The sequence below is a fragment of the Arthrobacter sp. zg-Y40 genome, from assembly GCF_020731535.1.
GTDB lineage: Bacteria > Actinomycetota > Actinomycetes > Actinomycetales > Micrococcaceae > Arthrobacter_B.
In genome coordinates this window covers 203,998-225,756 of record NZ_JAJFZS010000003.1, presented here as the reverse complement: position 1 = coordinate 225,756, position 21,759 = coordinate 203,998, and the positions used below count along the sequence as shown (strand labels likewise).

At 67.7% G+C, this 21,759-nt stretch carries 23 protein-coding genes and 1 riboswitch; of the genes, 10 read left to right on the top strand and 13 right to left on the bottom strand.

Translation table 11 applies throughout. The annotated features are described in order from the left end of the window. Nucleotide 1: 1 nt before the first annotated feature. Complete coding sequence (locus LJ754_RS04790) at nt 2-1,387, bottom strand: FAD-binding oxidoreductase (RefSeq protein WP_227925746.1); 1,386 nt, start codon at nt 1,385-1,387, stop codon at nt 2-4. A 220-nt stretch (nt 1,388-1,607) separates the two neighbouring features. On the opposite strand from LJ754_RS04790, the gene LJ754_RS04785 reads away from it, so the two are divergent. Then, the gene (locus tag LJ754_RS04785; RefSeq protein ID WP_227925745.1) at nt 1,608-4,001 is read left to right on the top strand and encodes an ATP-binding cassette domain-containing protein; all 2,394 of its coding nucleotides are present in this window, start codon (nt 1,608-1,610) and stop codon (nt 3,999-4,001) included. Nucleotides 4,002-4,104: 103 nt separating this feature from the next. Here LJ754_RS04785 and LJ754_RS04780 read toward each other — a convergent pair whose 3' ends face one another. Then, complete coding sequence (locus tag LJ754_RS04780; RefSeq protein WP_227925744.1) at nt 4,105-4,623, bottom strand: ArsR/SmtB family transcription factor; 519 nt, start codon at nt 4,621-4,623, stop codon at nt 4,105-4,107. Between the two features lie 93 nt (nt 4,624-4,716). Between LJ754_RS04780 and LJ754_RS04775 the strand changes: the two genes are divergently transcribed. Continuing rightward, nucleotides 4,717-5,943, top strand: coding sequence for an MFS transporter (locus LJ754_RS04775; protein ID WP_227925743.1), 1,227 nt, complete (start codon nt 4,717-4,719; stop codon nt 5,941-5,943). On the opposite strand, the gene LJ754_RS04770 is transcribed toward LJ754_RS04775, so the two are convergent. Continuing rightward, a complete protein-coding gene (locus LJ754_RS04770; protein WP_227925782.1) occupies nt 5,840-6,283 on the bottom strand; it encodes a helix-turn-helix domain-containing protein in 444 nt (147 codons plus the stop codon). The genes LJ754_RS04775 and LJ754_RS04770 overlap by 104 nt on opposite strands. Nucleotides 6,284-6,504: 221 nt before the next feature. Between LJ754_RS04770 and LJ754_RS04765 the strand changes: the two genes are divergently transcribed. After that, entirely contained in the window at nt 6,505-8,403 is a 1,899-nt protein-coding gene (locus LJ754_RS04765; RefSeq protein ID WP_227925741.1) for an FAD-binding monooxygenase, read from the top strand. Between the two features lie 64 nt (nt 8,404-8,467). Here the strand turns inward: LJ754_RS04765 and LJ754_RS04760 are convergent, their stop codons facing one another. Genes LJ754_RS04760 through LJ754_RS04745 form a run of 4 tightly spaced genes read right to left on the bottom strand, consistent with a single transcriptional unit; the run spans nt 8,468 to nt 11,589 of the window. After that, entirely contained in the window at nt 8,468-8,899 is a 432-nt protein-coding gene (locus tag LJ754_RS04760; protein WP_227925740.1) for a hypothetical protein, read from the bottom strand. Between the two features lie 4 nt (nt 8,900-8,903). Further along, nucleotides 8,904-10,124 carry an alpha/beta hydrolase gene (locus LJ754_RS04755; RefSeq protein WP_227925739.1) on the bottom strand — a complete coding sequence of 407 codons (1,221 nt, stop codon included), beginning with the start codon at nt 10,122-10,124 and terminating at the stop codon, nt 8,904-8,906. Continuing rightward, nucleotides 10,121-11,122, bottom strand: a complete 1,002-nt coding sequence (locus LJ754_RS04750) for a hypothetical protein (protein WP_227925737.1) — start codon at nt 11,120-11,122, stop codon at nt 10,121-10,123. The genes LJ754_RS04755 and LJ754_RS04750 overlap by 4 nt, the downstream gene beginning before the upstream one ends. After that, nucleotides 11,119-11,589: a hypothetical protein gene (locus tag LJ754_RS04745; RefSeq protein ID WP_227911998.1), complete on the bottom strand. Its 471-nt coding sequence runs from the start codon at nt 11,587-11,589 to the stop codon at nt 11,119-11,121. Before LJ754_RS04745 ends, LJ754_RS04750 begins: the two co-directional genes overlap by 4 nt. A gap of 251 nt (nt 11,590-11,840) precedes the next feature. Between LJ754_RS04745 and LJ754_RS04740 the strand changes: the two genes are divergently transcribed. Next, a complete protein-coding gene (locus LJ754_RS04740; protein ID WP_227925736.1) occupies nt 11,841-12,335 on the top strand; it encodes an ASCH domain-containing protein in 495 nt (164 codons plus the stop codon). Nucleotides 12,336-12,344: 9 nt separating this feature from the next. Next, nucleotides 12,345-12,731 carry a VanZ family protein gene (locus LJ754_RS04735; RefSeq protein WP_331461508.1) on the top strand — a complete coding sequence of 129 codons (387 nt, stop codon included), beginning with the start codon at nt 12,345-12,347 and terminating at the stop codon, nt 12,729-12,731. Here LJ754_RS04735 and LJ754_RS04730 read toward each other — a convergent pair. Continuing rightward, nucleotides 12,728-13,354, bottom strand: a complete 627-nt coding sequence (locus tag LJ754_RS04730) for a hypothetical protein (protein ID WP_227925735.1) — start codon at nt 13,352-13,354, stop codon at nt 12,728-12,730. The genes LJ754_RS04735 and LJ754_RS04730 overlap by 4 nt on opposite strands. Before the next feature lie 189 nt (nt 13,355-13,543). Further along, the gene (locus tag LJ754_RS04725) at nt 13,544-14,281 is read right to left on the bottom strand and encodes an SDR family oxidoreductase (protein WP_227925734.1); all 738 of its coding nucleotides are present in this window, start codon (nt 14,279-14,281) and stop codon (nt 13,544-13,546) included. A gap of 114 nt (nt 14,282-14,395) precedes the next feature. On the opposite strand from LJ754_RS04725, the gene LJ754_RS04720 reads away from it, so the two are divergent. Continuing rightward, nucleotides 14,396-15,364: an AraC family transcriptional regulator gene (locus LJ754_RS04720; RefSeq protein ID WP_227925733.1), complete on the top strand. Its 969-nt coding sequence runs from the start codon at nt 14,396-14,398 to the stop codon at nt 15,362-15,364. Nucleotides 15,365-15,440: 76 nt separating this feature from the next. After that, entirely contained in the window at nt 15,441-16,397 is a 957-nt protein-coding gene (locus LJ754_RS04715) for a hypothetical protein (protein ID WP_227925732.1), read from the top strand. 36 nt (nt 16,398-16,433) lie between these two features. Here LJ754_RS04715 and LJ754_RS04710 read toward each other — a convergent pair whose 3' ends face one another. The 3 genes from LJ754_RS04710 to LJ754_RS04700 form a co-directional block, all read right to left on the bottom strand. Beyond that, nucleotides 16,434-17,831, bottom strand: a complete 1,398-nt coding sequence (locus LJ754_RS04710; protein ID WP_227925730.1) for an LssY C-terminal domain-containing protein — start codon at nt 17,829-17,831, stop codon at nt 16,434-16,436. A 74-nt stretch (nt 17,832-17,905) separates the two neighbouring features. Beyond that, nucleotides 17,906-18,115, bottom strand: coding sequence for a hypothetical protein (locus LJ754_RS04705; protein ID WP_231706074.1), 210 nt, complete (start codon nt 18,113-18,115; stop codon nt 17,906-17,908). Then, nucleotides 18,070-18,450 (bottom strand): GNAT family N-acetyltransferase, encoded by a 381-nt coding sequence (locus tag LJ754_RS04700; protein WP_227925728.1) that lies wholly within the window; start codon nt 18,448-18,450, stop codon nt 18,070-18,072. Before LJ754_RS04700 ends, LJ754_RS04705 begins: the two co-directional genes overlap by 46 nt. A 187-nt stretch (nt 18,451-18,637) precedes the next feature. After that, nucleotides 18,638-18,704: riboswitch (guanidine-III (ykkC-III) riboswitch) on the top strand. Nucleotides 18,705-18,714: 10 nt separating this feature from the next. Here LJ754_RS04700 and LJ754_RS04695 point away from each other — a divergent pair. Genes LJ754_RS04695 through LJ754_RS04685 form a run of 3 tightly spaced genes read left to right on the top strand, consistent with a single transcriptional unit; the run spans nt 18,715 to nt 21,375 of the window. Next, nucleotides 18,715-19,029: a DMT family transporter gene (locus LJ754_RS04695; RefSeq protein ID WP_227911989.1), complete on the top strand. Its 315-nt coding sequence runs from the start codon at nt 18,715-18,717 to the stop codon at nt 19,027-19,029. Between the two features lie 48 nt (nt 19,030-19,077). Continuing rightward, nucleotides 19,078-19,764, top strand: a complete 687-nt coding sequence (locus LJ754_RS04690) for an ABC transporter ATP-binding protein (protein WP_227925727.1) — start codon at nt 19,078-19,080, stop codon at nt 19,762-19,764. A 3-nt stretch (nt 19,765-19,767) separates the two neighbouring features. Further along, nucleotides 19,768-21,375 (top strand): DUF6297 family protein, encoded by a 1,608-nt coding sequence (locus LJ754_RS04685; protein WP_227925725.1) that lies wholly within the window; start codon nt 19,768-19,770, stop codon nt 21,373-21,375. Between the two features lie 33 nt (nt 21,376-21,408). Here LJ754_RS04685 and LJ754_RS04680 read toward each other — a convergent pair whose 3' ends face one another. Further along, a complete protein-coding gene (locus LJ754_RS04680) occupies nt 21,409-21,660 on the bottom strand; it encodes a hypothetical protein (protein ID WP_227911986.1) in 252 nt (83 codons plus the stop codon). Nucleotides 21,661-21,759 lie beyond the last annotated feature (99 nt).

The window sequence follows — 21,759 nt, the reverse complement described above, 5'->3', positions numbered from 1 at the left end:
CCTACTGCATGGAGGTGCCGGGTTCCGGCAACGGCACCGCGTGGCCGAAGCGGAAGAGGTTCTGCGGGTCATAGACGGCCTTGGCCTCCTGCAGCCGCTCGAAGGCTGCCGGCGCCCATGCGCGCCGCCGGTCCCGGGGATCCCCGGCCGGTCCGTGCATGTTCACCATGGTGCCGGTGGAGTACGCGGCCGTGGCCGCACTGAGCCGTTCCATAGCGGAAGCAGTCGCGTCAGCGACGGGCGGTGCGTTGAGCCCCACTGTAAACAGGTGGAACGCGGATCCGCGGCCGGGCACCACATCCTCAATGTCCGGCTCAGTGTCCATTGCCCCTCCCATCAGCCGGATCTCGGTCATCATCAGCGGGGTGTCCGAGCCCGGGCCCACCTGTTCCAGCAGCTCCGCAGTGGGCAGCGAGGACAGCAGGGCGCCGCGCTCCATAGTGGGCATCGGGCCGTCCGGATCCATGTGGATGCTGCCAATGCCTGAGTAGTCCATGGGGCCGGTGGTGTCCATAAACGGGACGGACACCCTTCGCATGGGTTCAATCAGCAGGTCTCCCTCTTCGCGGCTGCCGAAGAGCGCGAACCGCACGTGCACCGGCGCCGTGCCGCGCAGTTCCTCGGGCAGGAACGGGACATCCGGCAGATGCAGGAAGGCGAGAGATGCGGAGGCGTCCGAGGGCAGCTGCGCCGTCCAATCCAGGAAGGCCTGCAGCACCTCCGGTCCGGCGGCTTCCGGATACATCAGGCCGCCGCCGTAGAAATCCTGGAACGGTGTCAGCTCGTGCGTCATGGCGGTGATGATGCCGAAGTTTCCCTTGCCGCCGCGCAGCAGCGTGAACAGCTCGGCGTCGTCGCCCTCCGATTCCACGTGCCGCATCCGGCCGTCCGGGGTCACCACCTCGATGCTGCGCACATGGTCGCTGCCGAAGCCCAGGGCGCGGCCCATCACCGGCAGCCCGCCGCCGGCGGAATATCCCACAATGCCCACGGTGCCGGAGGAGCCATGGGCTCCGGTTAGGCCCAGCGGCACGGTCTGCTGCAGCAGGGTGCGCCACCGGACGCCGGCCCCTACCGTGGCGGTGCCGTCGTCGGGGTTGATCACCACGTCCTGCAGCCGGGAGGTGTTAATCAGCAGGCCCTCCTCCATGGGCGAGGAAACGGAATGTCCGGTGGCCTGGACCGCCAGCGGAATGCCGCGCTCGCCGGCCCAGCGGACCGCGGCCTGCACGTCGGTTGCGCCGGCCGCGCCGAGCACCGCCTCGGGATGGTGCATCAGGGTGGGGTTCACTGTCATGGTGTCAGTGTCATAACCCGGATCCCCGGGGAAACTGACGGGTCCCCGGACGGCGACGCGGAGGTCTTCGAGGTCGGTGTCGGTAAGCATGGTCGTTTTCCTGGGTCGGGCGCGGCTGCGCGGTGCGGGAGACCACCCCGGGGCCGGTTAAACGCTAAACATGATGCGGCCGCCCTGTACATATCCCCTCAAAAACTGGGGTCAAGCCAGGCGGGATATGCCCCGGTTTCGCAAGCCGTTGCCGCGCCCTCCGGGACCGGGCAGAATCGGAACGACGACGGGGCGGGTCCCGGCGGCGGAGGGAGCACCAATGAGCACGGACACCGGCGCGCGCACGGAAACCGAAGCGGGGCATGCAGCGGACCGCCATGACGTGATCCGGGTCCAGGGGGCTCGGGTGAACAACCTGCAGGACATCAGCATTGAGATCCCCAAACGGCGCCTGACCGTGTTTACCGGCGTGTCCGGGTCCGGGAAAAGTTCACTGGTGTTCGGCACCATTGCCGCAGAATCCCAGCGGCTGATCAACGAAACCTACAGTGCCTTTGTGCAGGGTTTCATGCCGTCCCTGGCCCGGCCGGACGTGGACCTGCTGGAGGGGCTGACCACGGCGATCATTGTGGACCAGGAACGGATGGGCTCCAACCCGCGCTCCACCGTGGGCACTGCCACCGACGCGAACGCCATGCTGCGGATCCTGTTCAGCCGGCTGGGGCAGCCGCACATCGGCCCGCCCAACGCCTACTCCTTCAACGTGCCCTCCGTGCGCGCTTCCGGTGCCATCACGGTGGAGCGCGGCGACGGGAAAACCCGGGCAGAGAAAGCCACCTTCAACCGGCTGGGCGGCATGTGCCCGCGCTGCGAGGGCACCGGAGCAGTCACCGACTTCGACCTCACCGCGCTGTACGACGATGCGAAGTCCCTGTCCGAGGGGGCCATCACCATCCCGGGCTACAGCATGGAGGGCTGGTTCGGGCGGATCTTCGCCGGCTCCGGCTTCTTTCGGATGGACAAACCCATTGCGAAGTTTTCCAAGCGCGAGCTGCATGATCTGCTGTGGAAGGAACCCACCAAAATCAAGGTGGAGGGCATCAACCTCACCTATGAGGGCCTGATCCCCAAGATTCAGAAGTCCATGCTGTCCAAGGACCCGGAATCCATGCAGCCGCACATCCGCGCCTTCGTTGACCGGGCCATCACCTTCAGCACCTGCCCGGACTGCGGCGGCACCCGGCTGGCCCCGGAAGCGCGGTCCTCGAAAATCGGCGGGAAAAACATTGCCGATGTCTGTGCCATGCAGATCAGCGACCTGGCCGGCTGGGTCCGCGGGCTGAAGGAACCCTCGGTGGCGCCGCTGCTGGCCGGACTGCAGCACCTGCTGGACGCGTTCGCGGAGATCGGGCTGGGCTACCTGTCCCTGGACCGGCCCTCGGGCACCCTGTCCGGCGGCGAATCGCAGCGGACCAAGATGATCCGCCACCTGGGCTCCTCCCTCACCGACGTCACCTACGTGTTCGACGAACCCACCATTGGCCTGCATCCGCATGACATTGCCCGGATGAACCTGCTGCTGCTGCAGCTGCGGGACAAGGGCAACACCGTGCTGGTGGTGGAGCACAAGCCCGAGACCATTGCGATTGCCGACCACGTGGTGGACCTGGGTCCGGGCGCCGGAACCGGCGGGGGCACAGTCACCTTCGAGGGGAGCCTGGCCGGGCTGCGGGACAGCGGCACCCTGACCGGCCGGCACCTGGGGGACCGGGCGCGGCTGAAGGAGGCGGTGCGGCCGGCGTCGTCGTTCTTCCAGGTCCGCGGCGCGGACACCAACAACCTGCGCAACGTCGACGTCGACATTCCACTGGGCGTGCTGGTGGTCCTCACCGGGGTGGCCGGCTCGGGCAAGAGTTCGCTGATTTCCGGGTCCGTGTCCGGGCGGGAGGATGTGGTGACCGTGGACCAGGGCGCCATCCGCGGCTCCCGGCGCAGCAATCCGGCCACCTACACGGGCCTGCTGGAACCCATCCGCAAAGCGTTCGCCAAGGCCAACGGAGTCAAGCCGGCCCTGTTCAGCTCCAATTCCGAGGGTGCGTGCCCAACCTGCAACGGCGCCGGGGTGGTCTATACCGAGCTGGGCGTGATGGCCACGGTGGAATCGGTGTGCGAAACCTGCGAGGGCCGCCGGTTCCAGGCTTCCGTGCTGGAGTTCCGGCTGGGCGGCAAGGACATTGCCGAGGTGCTGGCGCTCTCGGTCACCGACGCGCAGGAATTCTTCGGCGACGGCGAGGCCCGCACCCCGGCCGCGCATAAGATCCTGACGCAGCTGGCCGACGTCGGGCTGGGCTACCTGCACCTGGGCCAGCCGCTGACCACCCTGTCCGGCGGCGAGCGGCAGCGGCTGAAACTGGCCACGCACATGGGCGGCAAGGGCGGCATCTACGTGCTGGACGAGCCGACCACGGGCCTGCACCTGGCCGACGTCGAGCAGCTGTTGGCGCTGCTGGACCGGCTGGTGGAGTCCGGGAAGTCGGTGATTGTCATTGAGCACCACCAGGCGGTGATGGCGCACGCGGACTGGATCATTGACCTGGGTCCGGGAGCCGGGCGCGACGGCGGCACGATCGTGTTCGAGGGAACGCCGGCGGACCTGGTGGCCCAGCCGTCCACGCTGACCGGAGAGCATCTGGCCGCATACGTGGCCGGCTAGCTTTTCCCTCCGTTTTGGGATTCTGCTGCCGGTTTGGGAAATCCCTCCGCTGCGGAACGGCAGGAATTTCCCAAACCGTACGGTTTTCCCCAAACCGCGGGGTTTACCCCGACGTATGCCGGAAACCGGCCCAGAAGAAGCCGTACTTGTCGCTGCCGGCCCCGGGCAGGTCGTCCTTGAACTCGCGCACCACCGCCGCCAGCTGGGCCCGGAAGGCTTCGAGCCGGTCCGGGGTCAGGTGCAGGGTGTAGGACGCTTCGCCGAAACGGTCCGCTTCCGGTGCCGCCGCATAGGAATCCAGTCCGGAGCGCAGGATGGCGTTGCGGACGCTCATCGACTCTGCGCTGGTGCCCGGGAAGGACAGGGTAGCCGTTTTGCCGGTGGCCAGATACGGCACTTCCCGCGCTCCGCGCCTGCCGGTGCGCTCGGCCTGGACCACGATGAACCCCTGGTCCACAAGGCGGTTGATGTGGTGCAGGGTCGCCCCCGGCGTGGTGCCCAGCTCGGCGGCAATTTCCTTGTTGGTTTTGGCTTCCCCGCGCAGTGCCTGCAGAATCCGGATGCGCACCGGGTGCGCCAGTGCTTTTGCTTCCGCTGCCGTGGCGTCCCTGTCCCGCTCCATGGGAAAAGCATAGACGGCACCGCCGAACTGATCTATTGTTCTGGATCACAAGTGATCTGGACGTCTGGATCAGTTCAAAATGGGGGGATACGCATGAGCTCTGCCAGCACGGACCTGCGCGCTGCGCACCAACCCACCCGGCTGCCGGGGGCGTACCGCTGGTGGCTGTTCGGGTTCATCTGGACGGTGGCGGGCAACGCCGTGCTGACCTTCGGCTTGGCCTGGGTGGCGGCCGGGACCAGCGGCACCGCAGCCGGACTGGTGCTCAGCGCCGGACTGTTGCCTCGCCTGCTGCTGTCGCTGTGGGGAGGGTCGGTGGCGGACCGGTTCGGGGCCTGGGCGGTGATGGTTACGGCAGACGGTCTGATGGCGGTGGTCTGTGCCGCACTGACCGTGGTGGTGCTGTTGGTGGGAACGCCCTTGTGGGTCCTGATGACGGCTGCCGGGCTGATGGGTGTTGCGGATGCGTTTTACCGCCCGGCCTCTGGCGCCTTCCCCCGCTATCTGGTCCCGCCCGGCCAGATGCGGCAGGCCGCCGCAGCCCGGCAGATTGTGCTCCAGCTGATCGGCGTCGCGGGACCGGTGCTGGGAGGAGCGGTGGTGATGGTGCTGTCCCTGCAGGGCGGCACCGCGGCAGCCGCGGCCGGGTTCGCCGTCATGTTCCTGATACTGCTGACCCTCCGGACCCGGCGGCTTCCCGTGGCCCGTGCCTCCAGCGGCAGGAACCTCTCGGTGGCGGTCCGGGACGGCCTGGCCTATGCCCTCCGGACACCGGCGGTCCGGGTGATCCTGGTGCTGCTGGCCTTCATTGCCGGCTTCGTCATTCCGCTGACCGGGCTGCTGCTGCCGCTGCTGGCCCGGGACCAGGGCTGGCCCGGCGCCGCAGCCGGCAGCATGGCCGGAGCCTACGGCGCGGGCGTGCTGCTGAGTTCGGTCCTCTTCCTGCTCCGCCCGCACTCCCGCCTCACCCGGATGCCTGCACTGGCCGGCACCGCGGTCACGGGACTGGCCATGCTCGCCGTCGCGGTGGTTCCGACGCCGGGGTGGGCCGGGGCGGCCTGCGTGGCGGCAGGCTGCGGAACCGGGTACTTCGTGGCGAAGGCGGCGCCGGTGCTCCTGACCGAGGTGCCGGACGAATACCTTTCCCGGATCCAGTCCATCAGCCTGTTTGTGCAGACGCTGCCGGTGCTGTTCGCGAACAACCTGCTGGGCTGGCTCAGCGATACAAGCGGTGCCGGCACTGCCGTGCTGGTTTCCGGCGGCGCACTGGTGGCCGTAACCCTGACATGCGGCACCTCCGCTGCAGCCCGCCGGTTGTAGTGCGGGCAGCTGATTTTCCCTGCCGGTTCGGGCTTCTGCTGCCGGTTTGAAGCGGCAGCAGAAGCGGGAGACGGCAGCAGAAACGGGAAGCTGCAGCGTCACGCCGTGTGCGGACCGATCCCGGCGTTTGCCCCACCACCCGCAGGAAGGCCCGGGCGGAGGATGCCCCGGATCGGTAGCCGAGCTCGCCGGCCAGGGCGGAGATCGACGTCGAGCCCTCCAACAACCGGGACTGCGCCAGACCCATCCGCCACCTGGTCAGGTAACTCATGGGCGGTTCGCCTACCAGTGCGGCGAAGCGCGCGGAAAACGCGGTGCGTCCTTCCCTGCGGTTTGGGATTCTGCTGCCATTTTGGGAAATCCCTCCGCTGCAAACCGGTCGATTCTTCCCAAACCGGTCGATTTCCGTCCCAACGGAACGGGCTGGGAAATTGTGACCTGCGTCATGCCTCCCGTACAGTGGCTACACCCCTCCGGCTATCGAACGGCGTGCCCGAATATCGAACACGCTTGAAGAAAGCCGTGTGGCGGCACCTACGGCACAACGAAGTGAGGACATCCGTGCAGTTCCACCACCACGGCTACGTATCCGGCGACCCGCGCATCGAACCCGCCGCCGGCGTCGGCGTCGACCGGCCCGCAGACTTGCCCGGGGAAGTGGACGTGCTCATTGTCGGCACCGGCCCCGCCGGCATGCTCGCCGCGGCGCAGCTGTCCCAGTTCCCCAACGTCACCACCCGGATTGTGGAACGCCGTGACGGGCGGCTGGTGATCGGCCAGGCCGACGGCATCCAGGCCCGCAGCGTGGAAACCTTCCAGGCCTTCGGATTCGCTCAGGAAATCACCGCCGAGGCGTACCGGATCACCGAAATGTGCTTCTGGCGCCCGGACCCCGAGGACCCCTCGCGCATTGTCCGCGCCGGCCGCGCCCTTGATGATCCGGCCGGGATCAGCGAATTTCCGCACCTGATTGTGAACCAAGCCCGCGTGCTGGACTACTTCGCCCGGTTCATGGCCAACTCGCCGGCGCGCATGGCCCCGGACTACGGCCTGGAATTTGTGGGACTGGAGGTCGACGACGACGCCGAGTACCCGGTCACCGTCACCCTCCGGCATACCGCCGGCCCGCTCGAGGGCACCGAGCGGACGGTGAAAGCCAAGTACGTGGTGGGCGCCGACGGCGCGCGCAGCAAGGTCCGCGACTCCATCGGTTGCACCCTGGACGGTGACCAGGCCAACCACGCCTGGGGTGTCATGGACGTGCTGGCCACCACGGATTTCCCGGACATCCGCACCAAGTGCGCCATCCAGTCCTCCAACGGCGGGTCCATCCTGCTCATTCCGCGCGAGGGCGGGCACCTGTTCCGCATGTACGTTGACCTGGGCGTGGTCCCCGACGACGACAACGGGGCGGTCCGGAAGACCACCATCGACCAGATCATCACCAAGGCCAACGGCATCCTCGCCCCCTACACGCTCGATGTCCGCAACGTGGCCTGGCACAGCGTGTACGAGGTGGGCCACCGGCTCACGGACCGGTTCGACGACGTGCGGCCCGAGGACCTCGGCGCCCGCAGCCCGCGGGTGTTCATTACCGGCGACGCCTGCCACACGCACAGCGCCAAGGCCGGGCAGGGCATGAACGTGTCCATGCAGGACGGCTTCAACATCGGCTGGAAGCTCGGCCACGTGCTGGACGGCCGCAGCCCCGAGGCGCTGCTCTCCACCTACTCGGCCGAACGCCAGGTGGTGGCAAAGAACCTCATCGATTTCGACAAGGAATGGTCCAGCCTCATGGCCAAGAAGCCCGAGGAGTTCGAGAACCCCTCGGACCTGGAGGACTTCTACGTGCGCACCGCCGAATTCCCGGCCGGGTTCATGACCGAGTACACGCGCTCCCTGCTGGTCGCCGAGGGTACGCACCAGGATTTGGCCGCCGGCTTTACCCTCGGCAAGCGCTTCAAGTCAGCGCCGGTGCTGCGGGTCAGCGACACCAACCCGGTGCAGTTGGGCCACCAGGCCCGGGCCGACGGCCGTTGGCGGATCTACGTGTTCGCGGACGCCGCGCCGGCCGGCACGGACTCGGCCCTCACCGCGTTGGCCGACTGGCTGGACACCGCCCCGGAGTCGCCGCTGGCCGCTACCCCGGCAGGCCTGGACCGCGACGCGTGGTTCGACGTCAAGGTTATTTACCAGCAGGACCACACCGGCATTGACATCAACGCCGTGCCGGCCGTGTTCAAGCCGCAGGTCGGACCGTTCCAGCTGCGCGACCTGGCGAAGGTCTACGGCACGGACCCGGCGGCGGACATTTTCGAGGCCCGCGGCATCTCCCGCAGCGGCGCCGTAGTGGTGGTCCGGCCGGACCAGTACGTGGCCAACGTGCTGCCGCTGACGGCCACCGCGGAACTGGCGCAGTTCTTCACCCCGCTGCTGCCGGCCCGCCAAGTGCAGCACTAGGCAAGTTCCACCGCTGACGACGACGGCGGCACCTCGGGCGGTACCGCCGTCGTCGTCGAAGTGGTCAGTATTTTGTGGAGTCGTCCAGGAGGGCAGCTATTGCGTCCAGGGTTTCATTGTCGACTTCGGCCAGCGTCCGCGTGGCGAATTCCTTGACCTTGGCGCGGCGCATGGCGGCCAGCAGTTCCAGTTCATGCTGGATACGCTCAGGTACTTTGCCGTCCGATTCGAGCAGGTAATCGGGATTAACGTCGAAGAATTCGGCCAGGGCCGCCAGGACTTCCGAAGGCTGCCGGACGGTCGCGTCCCCGGCCTTGATGTGGTGCCAGCGGGTGCGGGACAGTTTGACGCCTTTGTCCGCCAGGGCGGACTGGATGTCCTGGAATTCGTAGGGCCTGCCCTCGGCGGCGACCACCACGTCCAACAGCAGATCGATTTTCCGGGCAAGGATCTGGGCGTCTTTTAGGTTGCGCTGGGCGGCGCTCTCACCGGTCACGGTTTTATTTCGCCTCCGAAAAGTCTTCGATGGAGTGTTCTCCTGCCAGCCCGAGGGAATGGCACCAGGCAGTGACGGCCTCATCCCATAACGCCGGGGCGGAATTCCATTCCAGCGTGTGATGGGCACCGGCAAACTCAATGAGCTGCACAGAGGCCAAGTGCTTGGATGCGAATATCCGGGAAAGCTCTACGGGAACTGATTGATCATCTGAGCCATGAAAAATCATAGTCGGGGTCGCTGGATAGCTTTGCATGGTGACGCCCGGCATCTGGTGCCACCGGATTACCGGTTCGCCCCGGGGGCGAAGAATATTGACGGTAGACGGCAGCCAACGGGCGGCGAATTCCGGGCAGCCGGCCTTCCGCAAATGTGCGGTGATGATGGCGGGCCAGTCCAGGGCGGGGGAGACGAGGAGGGCACCCGCCGTGCTCCCGCCCGGAGATTCCTGCAGAACGCGCGCGACAATGGAGGCGCCCAGCGACCAGCCAACGAAGATGATCCTGCGGGCTCCACGGGCCAGAGCGTAGCGGCGTGCCGCTTCGATTTCGGTCCACTCGCTGACGCCCAGGTGGCTGCGCCGCGGCCGCCCGGGAAGGTCCAGGGATGTCCGGTAGGAGGGAAGCAGCGAGGTGTAGCCGAGCCGGGAAAACGCCCGGACTCCACGCAGGCACTGGCTCCGCGAGCTCCCCAGTCCGTGGACGTGAATGACCCATACATCACCGGGACCTTCGGCGGGGAGAACCCAGGCGGGCAAGCCGCCGATCTGCACGTCCTCGTACCGGAAACCGAAATCGGCCGGGGTTTCCCCGAGGTGGCCGCTGAGTTGTCCCTTGCCGTCGCGGAGAACACGGGCGGGATCGCCTCGTTCCACGGTCCGCCGCAGTCCCCGGAGCGGCTGTCCAGGGAAAACCCGGGGTGGGGTGGCACGGGTTGCGGCGGGCGGTTCGAGGACGGGAGGCCCGAGGACGATGAGTTCGCCCCCGGACGCGGCGCGCATGCTCAGGCGCCCGGGGTGGGCCGCGAACCCGGCGGGATCAAAATCCAGGTACACGCCTGAATCCTGTTGGCCGTGGCCGTGGCAGTGGCCGTGGCCGCGGACCGGAACCAGCCGCCTGCTCTGCGCGGCATCGGTTGCCTGGGCGCGGATGAGAGGCCCGGCCAGCAGCGGGAGCGCGGCGACGGCTGCGGCGGAGGCCAGAAGCGCCGCCTTGAACCGGTTCACCGGACGGCCCGGCCCTGCTGCAAGCAGAGCGCTTCCGCTCGGGCCAGGACGGACTGATGCTCCACGGACAGTGCGGGCTGGCCGCTGACATTCATCCAGTCATGGATCTCGATCACCAGGCGGTGAATCGTGTCGGTGGCGTCCCGCGCGGTTTTCTCGGGACCAGCGGCAACACTCCCCGCCGTGGTGCCGAGCAGGCTGACCGCCGGAGCCATGGCTACGGTGGACAGCCACAGGGCTTTTACCTGCGGTTCCAGTTCCTGAATCTGCCGGCGGACGCTGAATTCGCTCAGGACCCTGCCCAGTGGCGGAACGGCCAGGCCGGACGCCAGCAGCAGCACCGTCAGGGCATAGGAGATGTCATAGACCGTGCCGACAGCCCGCATCAGGCTTTCGGCACCCGCTACGTGGGCTACATCCATCACGATCACCGATGAGCACAGCACCATCCCGGCGCAGCAGCCCCAGCCGATGATCCTAAACCCGGCCCGGAAGCGCCGTCGCCGCATGTGCGGCACATTCCGGATGCAGGTGAGCAACGTTCCCGCCAGCACGGCAAAGAGGTACAGGTACTGGATACCCGAATAGATCGCCGCGGCCGTCTGATCCCCGTAATCCAGCATAAAAGTGGTTGATACAGCCGGATCGTCAATGAAAGCGAAGCTCACCACCATAACGAGGATGGTGGCGCCAGCAGCGGCGGGAATCCAGTGCTGCCCCGGAGCCGCGCCGGTGTCTCCGGCCGCTGCTCCGCGGGCGATTGCGCGGGACAGATAGTAAATGCCGGCAATCAGGAAAATATTCGAGACCAGGTCCAGGGCATTGGGCCAGGGCAATTGATGCGCCGCCCACAGATAAACGCCATTGATGTTGGTGGTAAGCGACGCAGCTATGACGACGGCGGCTTTCAGCATGGTGTTGTCGGGTCGGGAACGCGCCCGCAGCAGCAGGGTCAGGACAAGCAGCCACATAAAGACGGAAACAAGAATAGTGATCATTCGAAATAGGCCTCGTAGCTGTAGATTTCCTGGCTGGATTCCCTGATGGCGGCGGCTAGGAGGTCTGCCAGGTATTCGGCGGTGGCTTCCAGATCGGACCGGAAATCCCCGCGGGCCAGGGCCTTTGCCACCACTTCACCGGAAAGCTCCTGGAAAGCCTTGATGCCCTGCCAGGTGGCGCCTTCAGCTTCATCGTGCCTGAGGATCATGTGGGCCAGTTCGTGGAGGATCATTTGCTGGCGGTGCAGCACGCCCCTGGTGGCGGAGTGATAGACCACGTCCACATGCTCCCGGGGAATCCACAGTCCGCAGATCTTGGTGCCCGTGAGTTTGTCGCTTTCAATGATCACCATCCGGCGGTTACGCAGCACCTGAACACGTTCAATCAGGGAATCAAGGGTGACACGGGCAGGCAGCCGGAGGCGCTGAAACGCTTCCTGTGCCGTTTCGTGCAGGGTCTTGGACAAATCTGGATCCTCAATTTCCGGGCTGAGCAATTAGTCTATTTCGGAACATGTTCCGATCATGTACGGTGAGGGTGTCGGCCCGCAGCAAATCGTCGCGAAAGTTGGGGGACTTGCGAGTTTTCGCAGCCACGGTCATTTGCGGGCCGACATCCTTCTCCGGCATGTGCTGAAAATAGCGCACTTTGATGCGGAAAGGGTTCAAGGATGGCTTTGTCCAGGCCGGGAGTAACGGCAGTGGCAGACTTGCCGGTATGAATGAGCCTTTTTCGCCGGAGCTGGACTTCGACGCCGCCGCGAACCTCTGGGATGCCTATGCAGCAGCTTTCCCTGCCCAAGCGGCTGCCGCCGGAACCTACAACGTCGAGGCGTTCGGTGACTCTCCGGCCCTGGCCGACGAACTGCTGGCCCTGGTGCTGGACGGCACCAAATGCGCCACTTCCTCGCACGTTGCCGAATACGTGGACGAGGGCGAGCCCCTGCCGCGCATCGGGCTTCACTGGATTGTGTGCGACGGCGACGGCGTGCCGCGGGTGATCCTGCGGACCACGGAGCTTAGGCTCGGCACATTCAACGATGCTGATGAAGCTCTCGCCCGCGATGAGGGGGAGGACGATCTCAGCCTGGACTCCTGGCGGCGGGAACATCAACGGTTCTGGGAGCGCACCGCAGCCGCGCGGGGCGGCAGCTGGTCCGAGTCCGACGAGTTGGTGTTCGAGCGCTTCGAGGTGGTTTGGCCCGCCCAATAGGGCGGTGTCATCGGGAACACGCTCTTCCCGATTCAGTTTGCGGCCGGCTCCAGCCCGCGTTGGGGGAGCCTGAACCTGGTCCCGCTGCAGAACGCAGAGTGGGATGACATTTTGCAAAACATCCTGGTGTTCATCCCTCTGGGCATGCTCCTGCCGCTCATCTCCCGCATCCGTTCGGCACCACGGGTGTTGCTCGTGGGGTTCCTGGTCAGCCTCACCATGGAACTGCCGCAGTACGCCAACGCCGTTTTGTGGAACGGCGGTCATGTTGCGGACGTGAATGACCTGCTGGCCAATACCGGAGGAGCTCCCCTCGGGTACGGCATCTACCGGGGAATGCTGCTCCTGCCCGCCTTTCGCCGAAGGCTTCCGGCCGGAGCGGGCCGCCCCGGTTAGGATCCCGGATGCGCCGCCCGTTGAAAGGCCGAGCAGCTGCCCTTGTAGTACTCCCGGAGTTTTGCGGGATTCCCGGCCCTGGCAGGCTCAACTACGGCTGCGTCAAAGACCTCCGGGTTAACCATGTATTCCCGGGATGCCGGCAGGCTCGTGTACTTGGCCAGGTAACCCATGCTTTGTTCCTGTGCTGCCGCGTCACCGGCGTCTGAGGCTGAGATATAGGCGTCCATCCAGGCGCAGAGCCAGTAGGCGGCCACATCGTTGTCCTGGTTGCCGTCCGCGATGCTGATGTCGCCCAGCTTCGCCCGGACCTCGGGGTCGCTGAAGTCGGTGGTTTCAACCTGCCATTCCACACCGGCAGGCAGCGGCTCCGGGAATTCGGCGATGGCTTCGGCAACGGCCTGGTCGTAGCATTCCGGCCTAATGCTCTGCATGCCGGACGGTTCCGTACGCAGAATTTTCCCGCCCGGGCAGGGACGCAGGGTCCTTTTTGCCTGCGACGGGCTTGCACTGGCCTCGGCGCGGGCGCGGGCCTCGTTCATCTCGGCATCGGTGGCACCGCACCCGGCGAGCAGACCGGCCAGCAGCAGCGCCGCGAAAATACCTGAACTCCGAGTTTCCAAGCCGATCCATCCCCCGATAGCGGAGCCCACGGCGGGAACGCGTCCGGCACGTCCGGCACAAGCGTGCCGCAGGCTATCCAGACCCTAACCGCCCGGCGTCGGCATGGCTAGTACCGGTTTTGAGCGGACACGGCGGCAAGGCCGCCTGGTCCGGACCACCCTGCCCCGCCGCCCCAATCCGGTACGCCGTTACCAGGGCAGCGGGCCGTCTTCGTCGCTGAACGTGCCGGTGGGACCGTTGGCGGGAATGGTGGACATCCGCACCGCAGCCCGAGCGCCCTGTTCCGGGGTGCGGGTACCGCGGAAACCATTCAAGTCCGTGGCCACAAAGCCGGGGCACACCGCATTGACCAGGATCCCTTCCGGCGCAAGGCCCTTCGCGTACTGCAGCGTCAGCGAGGTCAGTGCCGTCTTGGAGGGGGCGTAGCCGGCCGCGATCGGGTCGGTATTAGCCGGATCGGAGACCGCCGTGAGCGATCCCGCCACGCTGGAGACGTTGACGATCCGCGGGGTCCGGGACAGGCGCAGCAGTGGCAGGAACGCCGAGGTTACGTTGATGACGCCGAAGAAGTTGGTGTCGAAAACGGAACGGATCTCATTGACGTCCACCGAGCCGGGCTGCTGGGCGGCAAAGCTGACCCCCGGCGTCGCGACGATGCCGGCGTTGTTGACCAGGGCATCCAGACGGCCGAAGCGGGTTTTGACCGCGTCGGCGGCGGCTTCCACCGAGTCGCGGTCAGTGACATCCAGGACCACGGCAAAGGCGTCGCCGCCCTCGGCCCGCAGCTCTGCCGCTGCCCGTTCGCCGGCGACGGCGCTCCGTGCGGCCACCACCACGGTGTGGCCAAGCGCGGACAGCTGCCCGGCGATCTGCCGGCCAATGCCCTTGTTGGCGCCGGTGACGAGGGTAATCATGCTGTCATTCATGGGAACTCCTAAAGAAAACCTTTCCTCCGAACTGGAGGACGCCTCCCAGTCTGCCCGCGAAAATCTGTACGCGGAATAACTTAAAGTCCGCATTTATTGCTCTAGAGTACAAACATGGCGAATGACCGGTTGTCGGAAGTGCTGGACTTCATTGAGGTGCGCGGGATCATCTCGGGCAGTACGGCGGTGCACGGGCGCTGGGAGTCGGAGACCCTGCTGGAGGAGGACCTGAAGTTCTTCGCCGTGGTGCAGGGGTCCATGCGGGTGTCCACCAACGGCGCAGAAACCCCGCTGCTTTTGGAAGCCGGCGAGGTGGCCGTGCTCAACGGCCGCACCTGGCTCCGGTTAGAGGGCTGCACGGGGGACGGCGCCGGGGGCGGCGCCGGGGAAGGCGCCGGGGACAGCGTGCCGGTCCGGCTGGATCCGCCGGCCAGCGGCACCTTTGTCCGCGTGGGGGAGGGGGAACCCGGCGAGGAGGACATCATCATCGGCGGCCGGATTGCCGTCAATGATGCCGGGCGGGAACTGCTGCTGCAGGCCCTGCCGCCCGTGGCGCACATCCGCTCCGGCTCCGCAGCCGCCCCGCAGATGCACGGGCTGATCGAGCGGCTCTTCGCGGAGGTGTCCAACGCGCGGATGGGATCGGAGTTCGCGGTCCGGCAGTACGGGCAGCTGCTGCTGGTGGATGTGCTCCGGGCCTTCCTGGAAGAGGCGGAGCTGCCCATCGGCTGGCTGAAACTGCTGACCGATGACCGCCTGCGGCCCGCCGTCGCCCTGATCCACTCCCGGCCGGACAAACCCTGGTCCCTGGAAGAGCTGGCGCGTGCGGCAGCGATGTCCCGCACCGCCTTCGCTGAACGGTTCCGTGAGGTGGCCGGCACCCCGCCGCGCACCTACCTGAACAACTGGCGGATGCTGGTGGCGCAGCGGGAGCTGCGCTCCGGGGACGTCCGGATCCGGTCCCTGGCCCTAGACCTGGGCTTTTCCTCGGAGAGCTCCTTCAGTACGGCGTTCAAGCGCAGCATCGGGGAGTCCCCGCTGCGCTACCGGACCAGGATGCGCGGGCTGGCGGCGTCGAACTAGGCGGCTGGCGCCGTTAGGCTGTCCGCAGCACTTCCGGGAGCGGTCCGGCGCGGTGCCCAACAGCGGGGGGAATTCCATGAGTCACAGCGCAGCGCAGCCGGGCCGGCCCACTCACGACGACGACGAAGCCCGCCCAGGCAAGGCCGGCGGACCGCAGCACCCGTTCCCTGCGCTGGTGCTGATCGCGCTGGGAATCGGCGTGTTTTCCGGGCTGGCGGGATTGGCGCCCTGGGCCGGTACCGGCATGGTGCTGCCGTTGCAGAATCTGTGGGCCTTCCAGACCATGCCCGAGGATATGCCCGTGGCATTGCTGCCGCTGAGCCAGTACATGGCCATCCGGATCGTAGGCCTAATGGTCACCGGCGGACTGGTGGCAGCCATGGCACTGCGGCTTTGGGCTCCGGCCCACCATTGGGTGGCGGTCGGCTGGGCGGCCACGGGACTGCTGCTGGTGCAGGTCATTGCCGCGGTGCAGGCCTTTACGGTCCTGGGTGACGGGCTGCTCATGGGCAGCCTTGGCGACCTGTACTTCTACGGGCTGCTGGCCGGGGTGGTCGCGGCAATGGCCGCCGCGGTGCTGGTACTCCTGGCCGTTCGGTCGCGGAGTAAGGCCGTGGCGGCGCTGGGGATCGGGCTGGCGGCGGTGCCGACGGGGGAGTGGTTGTTTGCGTGGGGTGAGGTGTTCTGGGAGTCCTTCGCCCTGCCTCCGGTGGTCTCGATGCTGGGCCACTGGTTCCCGGCGGTGCTGGCGGGGCTGGCACTGGCCTGGTGCCCGCCGGACCGGATGGGCCGCGCGGCAGTATGGGTGGTGGATCTGGCACTGCTGTGGACGGTCCCGGTCCTGTTCGACGCCGTCGCCGGGGCACTGGGCACACGCGTTTTCCGGGGTGACCTGGCGCTGATGCAGGAATACGCCGCCGGAACCTTTACGGCAGCGCTGGATTCGCCCGGAGCCGTGGGGACGGTGGTGCTGGCCGCAGCGCTGGCTGTGGCCGGGGTGCTTGTGCGCATGGTTTCCCGCCGCACTGCCTAGCCGGTCTGCCTAGCCGGTCTACGCCGCCTCGCCCGCCTACCCAGTCTGCTGCGCACGCCGGTGCAGGTGGCGGCGGCCGTGCATACGGGCGTAGATCCTGGCCCGGCTGCTGGACAGGGCCAGGATCAGCAGGATGTCGAAGGAATACCCGAACAGGTTCGAGCCCAGCGGCACCCCGGGCTGGCTGAACACCGTAACCATCTGCAGGATGATGGCCGCGCAGCTCAGGGACATGGCCGTGACCCGGGCAACGTTGCTGCCGCGCAGGATCAGCACGGCCAGCACCGCTTCCACGCCGGCGAACACAGTCAGCGAGACGCTGGCCGGAGCGTAGGCGCTGCCCATATCCGCGAGCCCCTGGCTGTCTTCGCCCAGCAGTTGGGTCACCCAGGGCCCATTGGCAAACCGGGCCAGGAACGGCGAGGCCACCGTGAAAGCCGCGACTCCGCGCAGGAACACCAGGACGGCGCCGAAGACCACCGGAGCAGGCCGGTGAAGTGGCAGCCGGGAGAGGGCGCCGGAACCGGTCCGGTTGATCGCCGCCAGCTCCTCCTGTTCTCCGGCCTCCTCCGGTATGCGGGCCAGGTCTACCACCGGCAGGTCACCGTCGGTGGCGATCGAATCACCGCCGCCGTTGCGCGAGTGGTAGCCCGAGGAGAAGTTCTTGATGACCTGCACCGAGATCTCCGGGGAGTTCTCTTCCATGGTGGAGACGAGGTAGTCCCGTTCGGCGTCGATGTTTTCGCCGACCCGGTGGGTGATTTGCAGCGTGAACAGGGACAGGCCGACGGCGCGGTCGAAGGACGCTGCCGCCAGCCAGTCGCAGGCAATGCCTCCAGGCAGCATCCAGCCCTCCGGGCAGCGCCAGAACCGCACATGGTGGCGTTGCCGCGGGTTGCCGTCCACTTCCTGCTCGTAGGCGAAATCCTGTTCCCGGCCAAACAGCAGCAGCGGACTCACCGGCGCATACGGGTAGCTGCGGTGCAGCAGGGTCGAGGAGACAATCCGCCAGCTGCTGGACAGCGTCACCGGGTCCGCCAGATGCCAGCCGGCCCGGCCCAGCGCTCCGCGGAGCTGTTCCCCGGTGCCCAGGAACGCAAGGTTGACGGCGTCCCCGAACAAACCGGCATTGGTGCGCGTCCGTCCCATGAAGTAGTCCGGGATGAAGATCTGCGTCAGGATCCGGTCCACCCGCGGCAGCACCAGGTAGGCCAGCGCCGCCCAGAACACGATAAGGAACCCGATGTGCCCCAGCCCCAGCTCCAGCGATCTTTGGAACAGCAGGACGGCGAACCAAATCGCGGCGAGGCCGCTGAAGGCGAAAAAGGCTGAGTCCAGTGCGGTAGCCGCAGGCCCCGGCCCCGGCCCCGGGTCAGTGTCCGGGCCTGGGGCGGCGGCATTTCTGCCTGCGCCTGCAGCGTCCGGTTCTGTCATGAATCCACGCTGACCGCCGCCCCGGCTCACGTCAATGCGCGGTGCTTCCTGCAGGGGCCGGACGTGTCAGAGCTTCAGCCCGCGGTGCCTGGACCCGTGGAGATGACGTACTTCCGCAGTATCGCGCCGCTGCCGCCGCCGCCAGTGGCGCCGACATCGGGACCGGCGTCGGGACGGGCCGGGATGCCGCCGGCCCGTTCGATGGTGCGGGCGGAGGCGGTGTTCTCCTTCCCGCAGATCAGCAGCACTTCGGGCAGGCCCAGCTCCCGTGCTTCGTCGAGCATGGCCCGCAGCGCGGCCACCGCATGGCCCTGCCGCCGGGCGGAGGGGCGGAGGGGCGGATGCCGTAGCCGATGTTCCCGGCCCGGCGCACCGCGTCGGCGTCGCCGTGACGCAGGGCGATCCCGCCCAGCACCTGCCCGCCGGAGACGATCCACCGGTAGGTGCAGCCGGTGTCCGCCGCCAGCCGCCGGAGCCAGGCCGAAAACCCGGCGGAGGTCTCGACGTCGTCCTCCGGCCGCAGCCCGAACCCGTCCTCGTGGATACCCGGGCCCCACTCCGCGCGCGCCTGGCGCCAGGCACCCTCCAGCGCTGAAGTGGGGGCGATCAGCTGCGGCATGCGGCCACTCTAGTTGCTGCGGGTGTCGCCCGGTCGAAACGAGAAGGCACAAATTACCGGTTTTCGACCCGGAAACCGGTAATTTGTGCCTTTTCGATCCCCGTGACGGTAATTTTTGCCTTTTCGTCCGCACCGGCAGCACGCCTCGCCCCGAGTTGCCCCCGGCACCCGTGCGTGCGACCGTGGAAGGGAGGCCGCGACACGGTCTCCCGGACGAGGGGTGCCGTACCCGGTGTGCGACAAGACGGCCCGTGGGAGATTGCCATGTCATGGATTGTTCTAGTTCTGTCCGGTGTCCTGGAGGCAGTGTGGGCCACCGCCCTTGACAAGTCGCAGGGGTTCAGCCGGTTCTGGCCGTCCGCCATCTTCGTCACCGCGCTGGTCGCGAGCATGGCCGGGCTCGCGTACGCCATGCGCGAACTGCCGCTGGGCACGTCGTACGCCGTGTGGGTGGGGATCGGCGCCACCCTGACCGTCATTTACGGCATGGCCACCGGCGCCGAATCCGTGTCCCTGCTGAAGATCCTGTTCCTGGCCATGATTGTGGGCGGCGTGATCGGGTTGAAGTCGCTGCACTAGACATGTCCTTGGCCTGAACGGCCCGCCCGTCCCGCTACATTGGTGGGCATGACTGCTGCCGGGCCCGTGCTCGAGATTTCCCAACTGCTGGTGGGCTACGCCGGCGCTCCCGTCTGCGGGGCCATCACCGCCTCCGCGTCGCCCGGGGAGATCCTCGGCGTCGTCGGTTTCAACGGGGCCGGAAAGTCCACTGCCGCCCGCACGATTGCCGGCAAACAGTTGATGCTCGACGGCGAGGTGCGGGTGCACGGCCTGCCCGCCAATGAGGACGCCATCCCCTTCCGCCGCCAGGTCGCCGCCCTCTTTGATGAGGACGCCTTCTTCCCGTCGCTGTCGCTCCGCGAACACCTGCAGCTGGTGGCCCGCGGCCATTCCGTGCCGGACCCGGACGCCGCCGTCGACGCGGAACTGGACTTCTTCGGGCTGCAGGACCGCGCCGACGCCGTGCCGGATTCCGTCTCCTCCGGCCAGCGCCGCCGGCTGCTGCTCGCCTCGGCCCTGATCCGCCCGTCCTCGCTGCTGATCCTCGATGAACCCGAACAGCGCCTGGACCCGGTGATGCGCGAACGCGTGGGAGTCCGCATCCGGGATTACGCCGACGACGGCGGCACGGTCCTGCTGGTGACCCACGATCCGGCGCTGCTCCTGGCGACGGCGGAGCGCTGCCTGCTCATAGATGACGAGGTGCGCGAGATCGAACCCGCCCGCGCCGCCGCCGAGATCGCCGGTAAATAGCGCATGGCCCGCACCACCGCGCCTGCTCCGCCGCAGTTCAACCCAGCCAGCTACACCCGTACCGTGTCGCGGAGCCACCGCCGCGGCAGCACCCGCCTCCGGGACGTGCTGCTGGAGGCTTACACCACGCTCCTGGGGGTGGGCACCATCCTGGCGCTAGCCGGGGGACTGGTCCTCGCGCTGCGGAACGAGGTGGCGCGGGCCCTGGGGTCCGGTGCCGGCGGCCGCCGCACCATCGTTGCCGCTGAATGGACCGGCCTGCCCGACGGCGCGGCCGTCACCGTCCTGCTGTTCGCTGCCCTGGCGGCGGTGCTCACCGGGGCCCGGAAGCTGGGGCCGGTGGCGGTGACTTCCGCCGAGGGGTACTGGTGGCTGGGCCTGCCCGTGGACCGCCGGCCGTTCCTCACCGGGAGGCTGCTGCGCCGGGGCGGCATGGTGTGGGCGGCCGGTGCGGTGCTGTATCTGCCGGTCGGGGTGATTACCGACCTGCAGGCGGCATTCGCCGGCCAGCTCGCCGGGGCAGCCGTCTTCGGCTTGGCCGCGGTATGCGCGTTGCTGCTGGCGGCCGTGGGGCAGTCGGCCGGGAACGGCCAGGTAGGCGGGCAGCAGGTAGACGGACAGCCGGGCGGAAACCGCCCGGCCGCAGGACATGGCATCCCGGCCGGACCCTTCGGTACGGCCGGTGCGTTGGTGCTGCTGGCATTGCTGGGTTTCCTTCCCCGGCTGGCTGCCGCCGGCGAGTGGTGGCCCGTCCCCGCGGCGCTGGCCGCCGTCGTCGGACTGGGGCTGTGGGTCCAGACGCGGTTGGAGCGGATCCCGGGAGGTGAACTGATCCGCGGCGGGGGAGTGTCCGGCCACGCCGGGGCGGCGCTGTATTTGATGGACACCAATGAGCTGGGGCGGGCGTTCGCCGCCGCCCCCGGCGCCCGGACCTCCGGCCGCGCCCGACGCTGGTATGCCAAGGGTGCCCGTACACCGTTCGGCGCACTGCTGCGCGCCGATGCCACCGCGTTCCTGCGCACCCCCGGACTATGGGGGCGTCCGGTGCTGCTGCTCCTGCTGTGCGTCGCTGTCCTGCTGGCAGCCGGACAGCAACCGGCCCTGATGCAGCTGGCCGTCATCCTGCTCACCATCGGCGCGGCTGTCCCGGCCATGGGCGCCCTGGCCCGGCAAACCGCCATCACCCCCGGCCTGGACGCCCTGCTTCCGCTGTCCCCGGCACTGGTGCGGTTGAGCCGGATGACGCTGCCCGCCGCTGCTATGGCCCTGTGGTCCGCCGCGTTCTGTACCGTCCTGGTCCTGCTGGGGGCGGGCAGCCCGGGGCTGATCGGGCTCGGCGCACTCGCCGGAACCGGGCTCGGCGCCGCCGCGGTGCGGGGCGCCTACCGGCCGCTGCCGGACTGGACGGTTCCGCCGTCGGACACCGTATTCGGCCCGGTCCCGACGGCGCAGGCCGGGTCCCTCGCCCGCGGCCCGGACACCATTTTGCTGGCAGCGGTGCCGTTGCTGCTGGGCCTGTTCCTGGGCTACGTTCCGGGTGCGCTGCTGCTGGGCCAGGCTGTGTTTTCCGCCGGCTGCGTCCTGCTGGTGATGTTCTCGAACCCTCGATAGGACGGCCAAATAGGACCCACCACGTAAAGCGGCTTACGGTGCGCCGGGGAACTCGTCATTGCCGGCGTCCTCGATCCAGTCGATGCCGGCGTCCGAGAAGTAGAAGCCGTCGTCGTCGCTGGTGCCTACCCACCAGTCCTCCCCAACCACAGTGCCGCCCGCACCGATAATCTCCTCCTGGATTTCCAGCGGCACCGCTTCACCGTTGTGGTTCACCAGCCACCGCTGGGCCGCGGCCGGCAGCTGCGGCCACCAATGCTCCATATCAGGGTTCGAATCAGCCATGCCAGCACTGTGCCACCGCCACAGTTGACCGGTCCAGACCCGGCGGGCTGCGGCCGGTAAACAGGCCGGTAATTCGCTGGCCGGGACCTGCGGCACCCT

Coding starts and splice junctions, on each gene's coding strand:
- LJ754_RS04790 (WP_227925746.1), bottom strand. CDS start 1,387: ATGCTTACCGACACCGACCTCGAAGACCTCCGCGTCGCCGTCCGGGGA.
- LJ754_RS04785 (WP_227925745.1), top strand. CDS start 1,608: ATGAGCACGGACACCGGCGCGCGCACGGAAACCGAAGCGGGGCATGCA.
- LJ754_RS04780 (WP_227925744.1), bottom strand. CDS start 4,623: ATGGAGCGGGACAGGGACGCCACGGCAGCGGAAGCAAAAGCACTGGCG.
- LJ754_RS04775 (WP_227925743.1), top strand. CDS start 4,717: ATGAGCTCTGCCAGCACGGACCTGCGCGCTGCGCACCAACCCACCCGG.
- LJ754_RS04750 (WP_227925737.1), bottom strand. CDS start 11,122: ATGATCACTATTCTTGTTTCCGTCTTTATGTGGCTGCTTGTCCTGACC.
- LJ754_RS04740 (WP_227925736.1), top strand. CDS start 11,841: ATGAATGAGCCTTTTTCGCCGGAGCTGGACTTCGACGCCGCCGCGAAC.
- LJ754_RS04725 (WP_227925734.1), bottom strand. CDS start 14,281: ATGAATGACAGCATGATTACCCTCGTCACCGGCGCCAACAAGGGCATT.
- LJ754_RS04720 (WP_227925733.1), top strand. CDS start 14,396: ATGGCGAATGACCGGTTGTCGGAAGTGCTGGACTTCATTGAGGTGCGC.
- LJ754_RS04715 (WP_227925732.1), top strand. CDS start 15,441: ATGAGTCACAGCGCAGCGCAGCCGGGCCGGCCCACTCACGACGACGAC.
- LJ754_RS04710 (WP_227925730.1), bottom strand. CDS start 17,831: ATGACAGAACCGGACGCTGCAGGCGCAGGCAGAAATGCCGCCGCCCCA.
- LJ754_RS04705 (WP_231706074.1), bottom strand. CDS start 18,115: ATGCTCGACGAAGCACGGGAGCTGGGCCTGCCCGAAGTGCTGCTGATC.
- LJ754_RS04700 (WP_227925728.1), bottom strand. CDS start 18,450: ATGCCGCAGCTGATCGCCCCCACTTCAGCGCTGGAGGGTGCCTGGCGC.
- LJ754_RS04695 (WP_227911989.1), top strand. CDS start 18,715: ATGTCATGGATTGTTCTAGTTCTGTCCGGTGTCCTGGAGGCAGTGTGG.
- LJ754_RS04690 (WP_227925727.1), top strand. CDS start 19,078: ATGACTGCTGCCGGGCCCGTGCTCGAGATTTCCCAACTGCTGGTGGGC.
- LJ754_RS04685 (WP_227925725.1), top strand. CDS start 19,768: ATGGCCCGCACCACCGCGCCTGCTCCGCCGCAGTTCAACCCAGCCAGC.
- LJ754_RS04680 (WP_227911986.1), bottom strand. CDS start 21,660: ATGGCTGATTCGAACCCTGATATGGAGCATTGGTGGCCGCAGCTGCCG.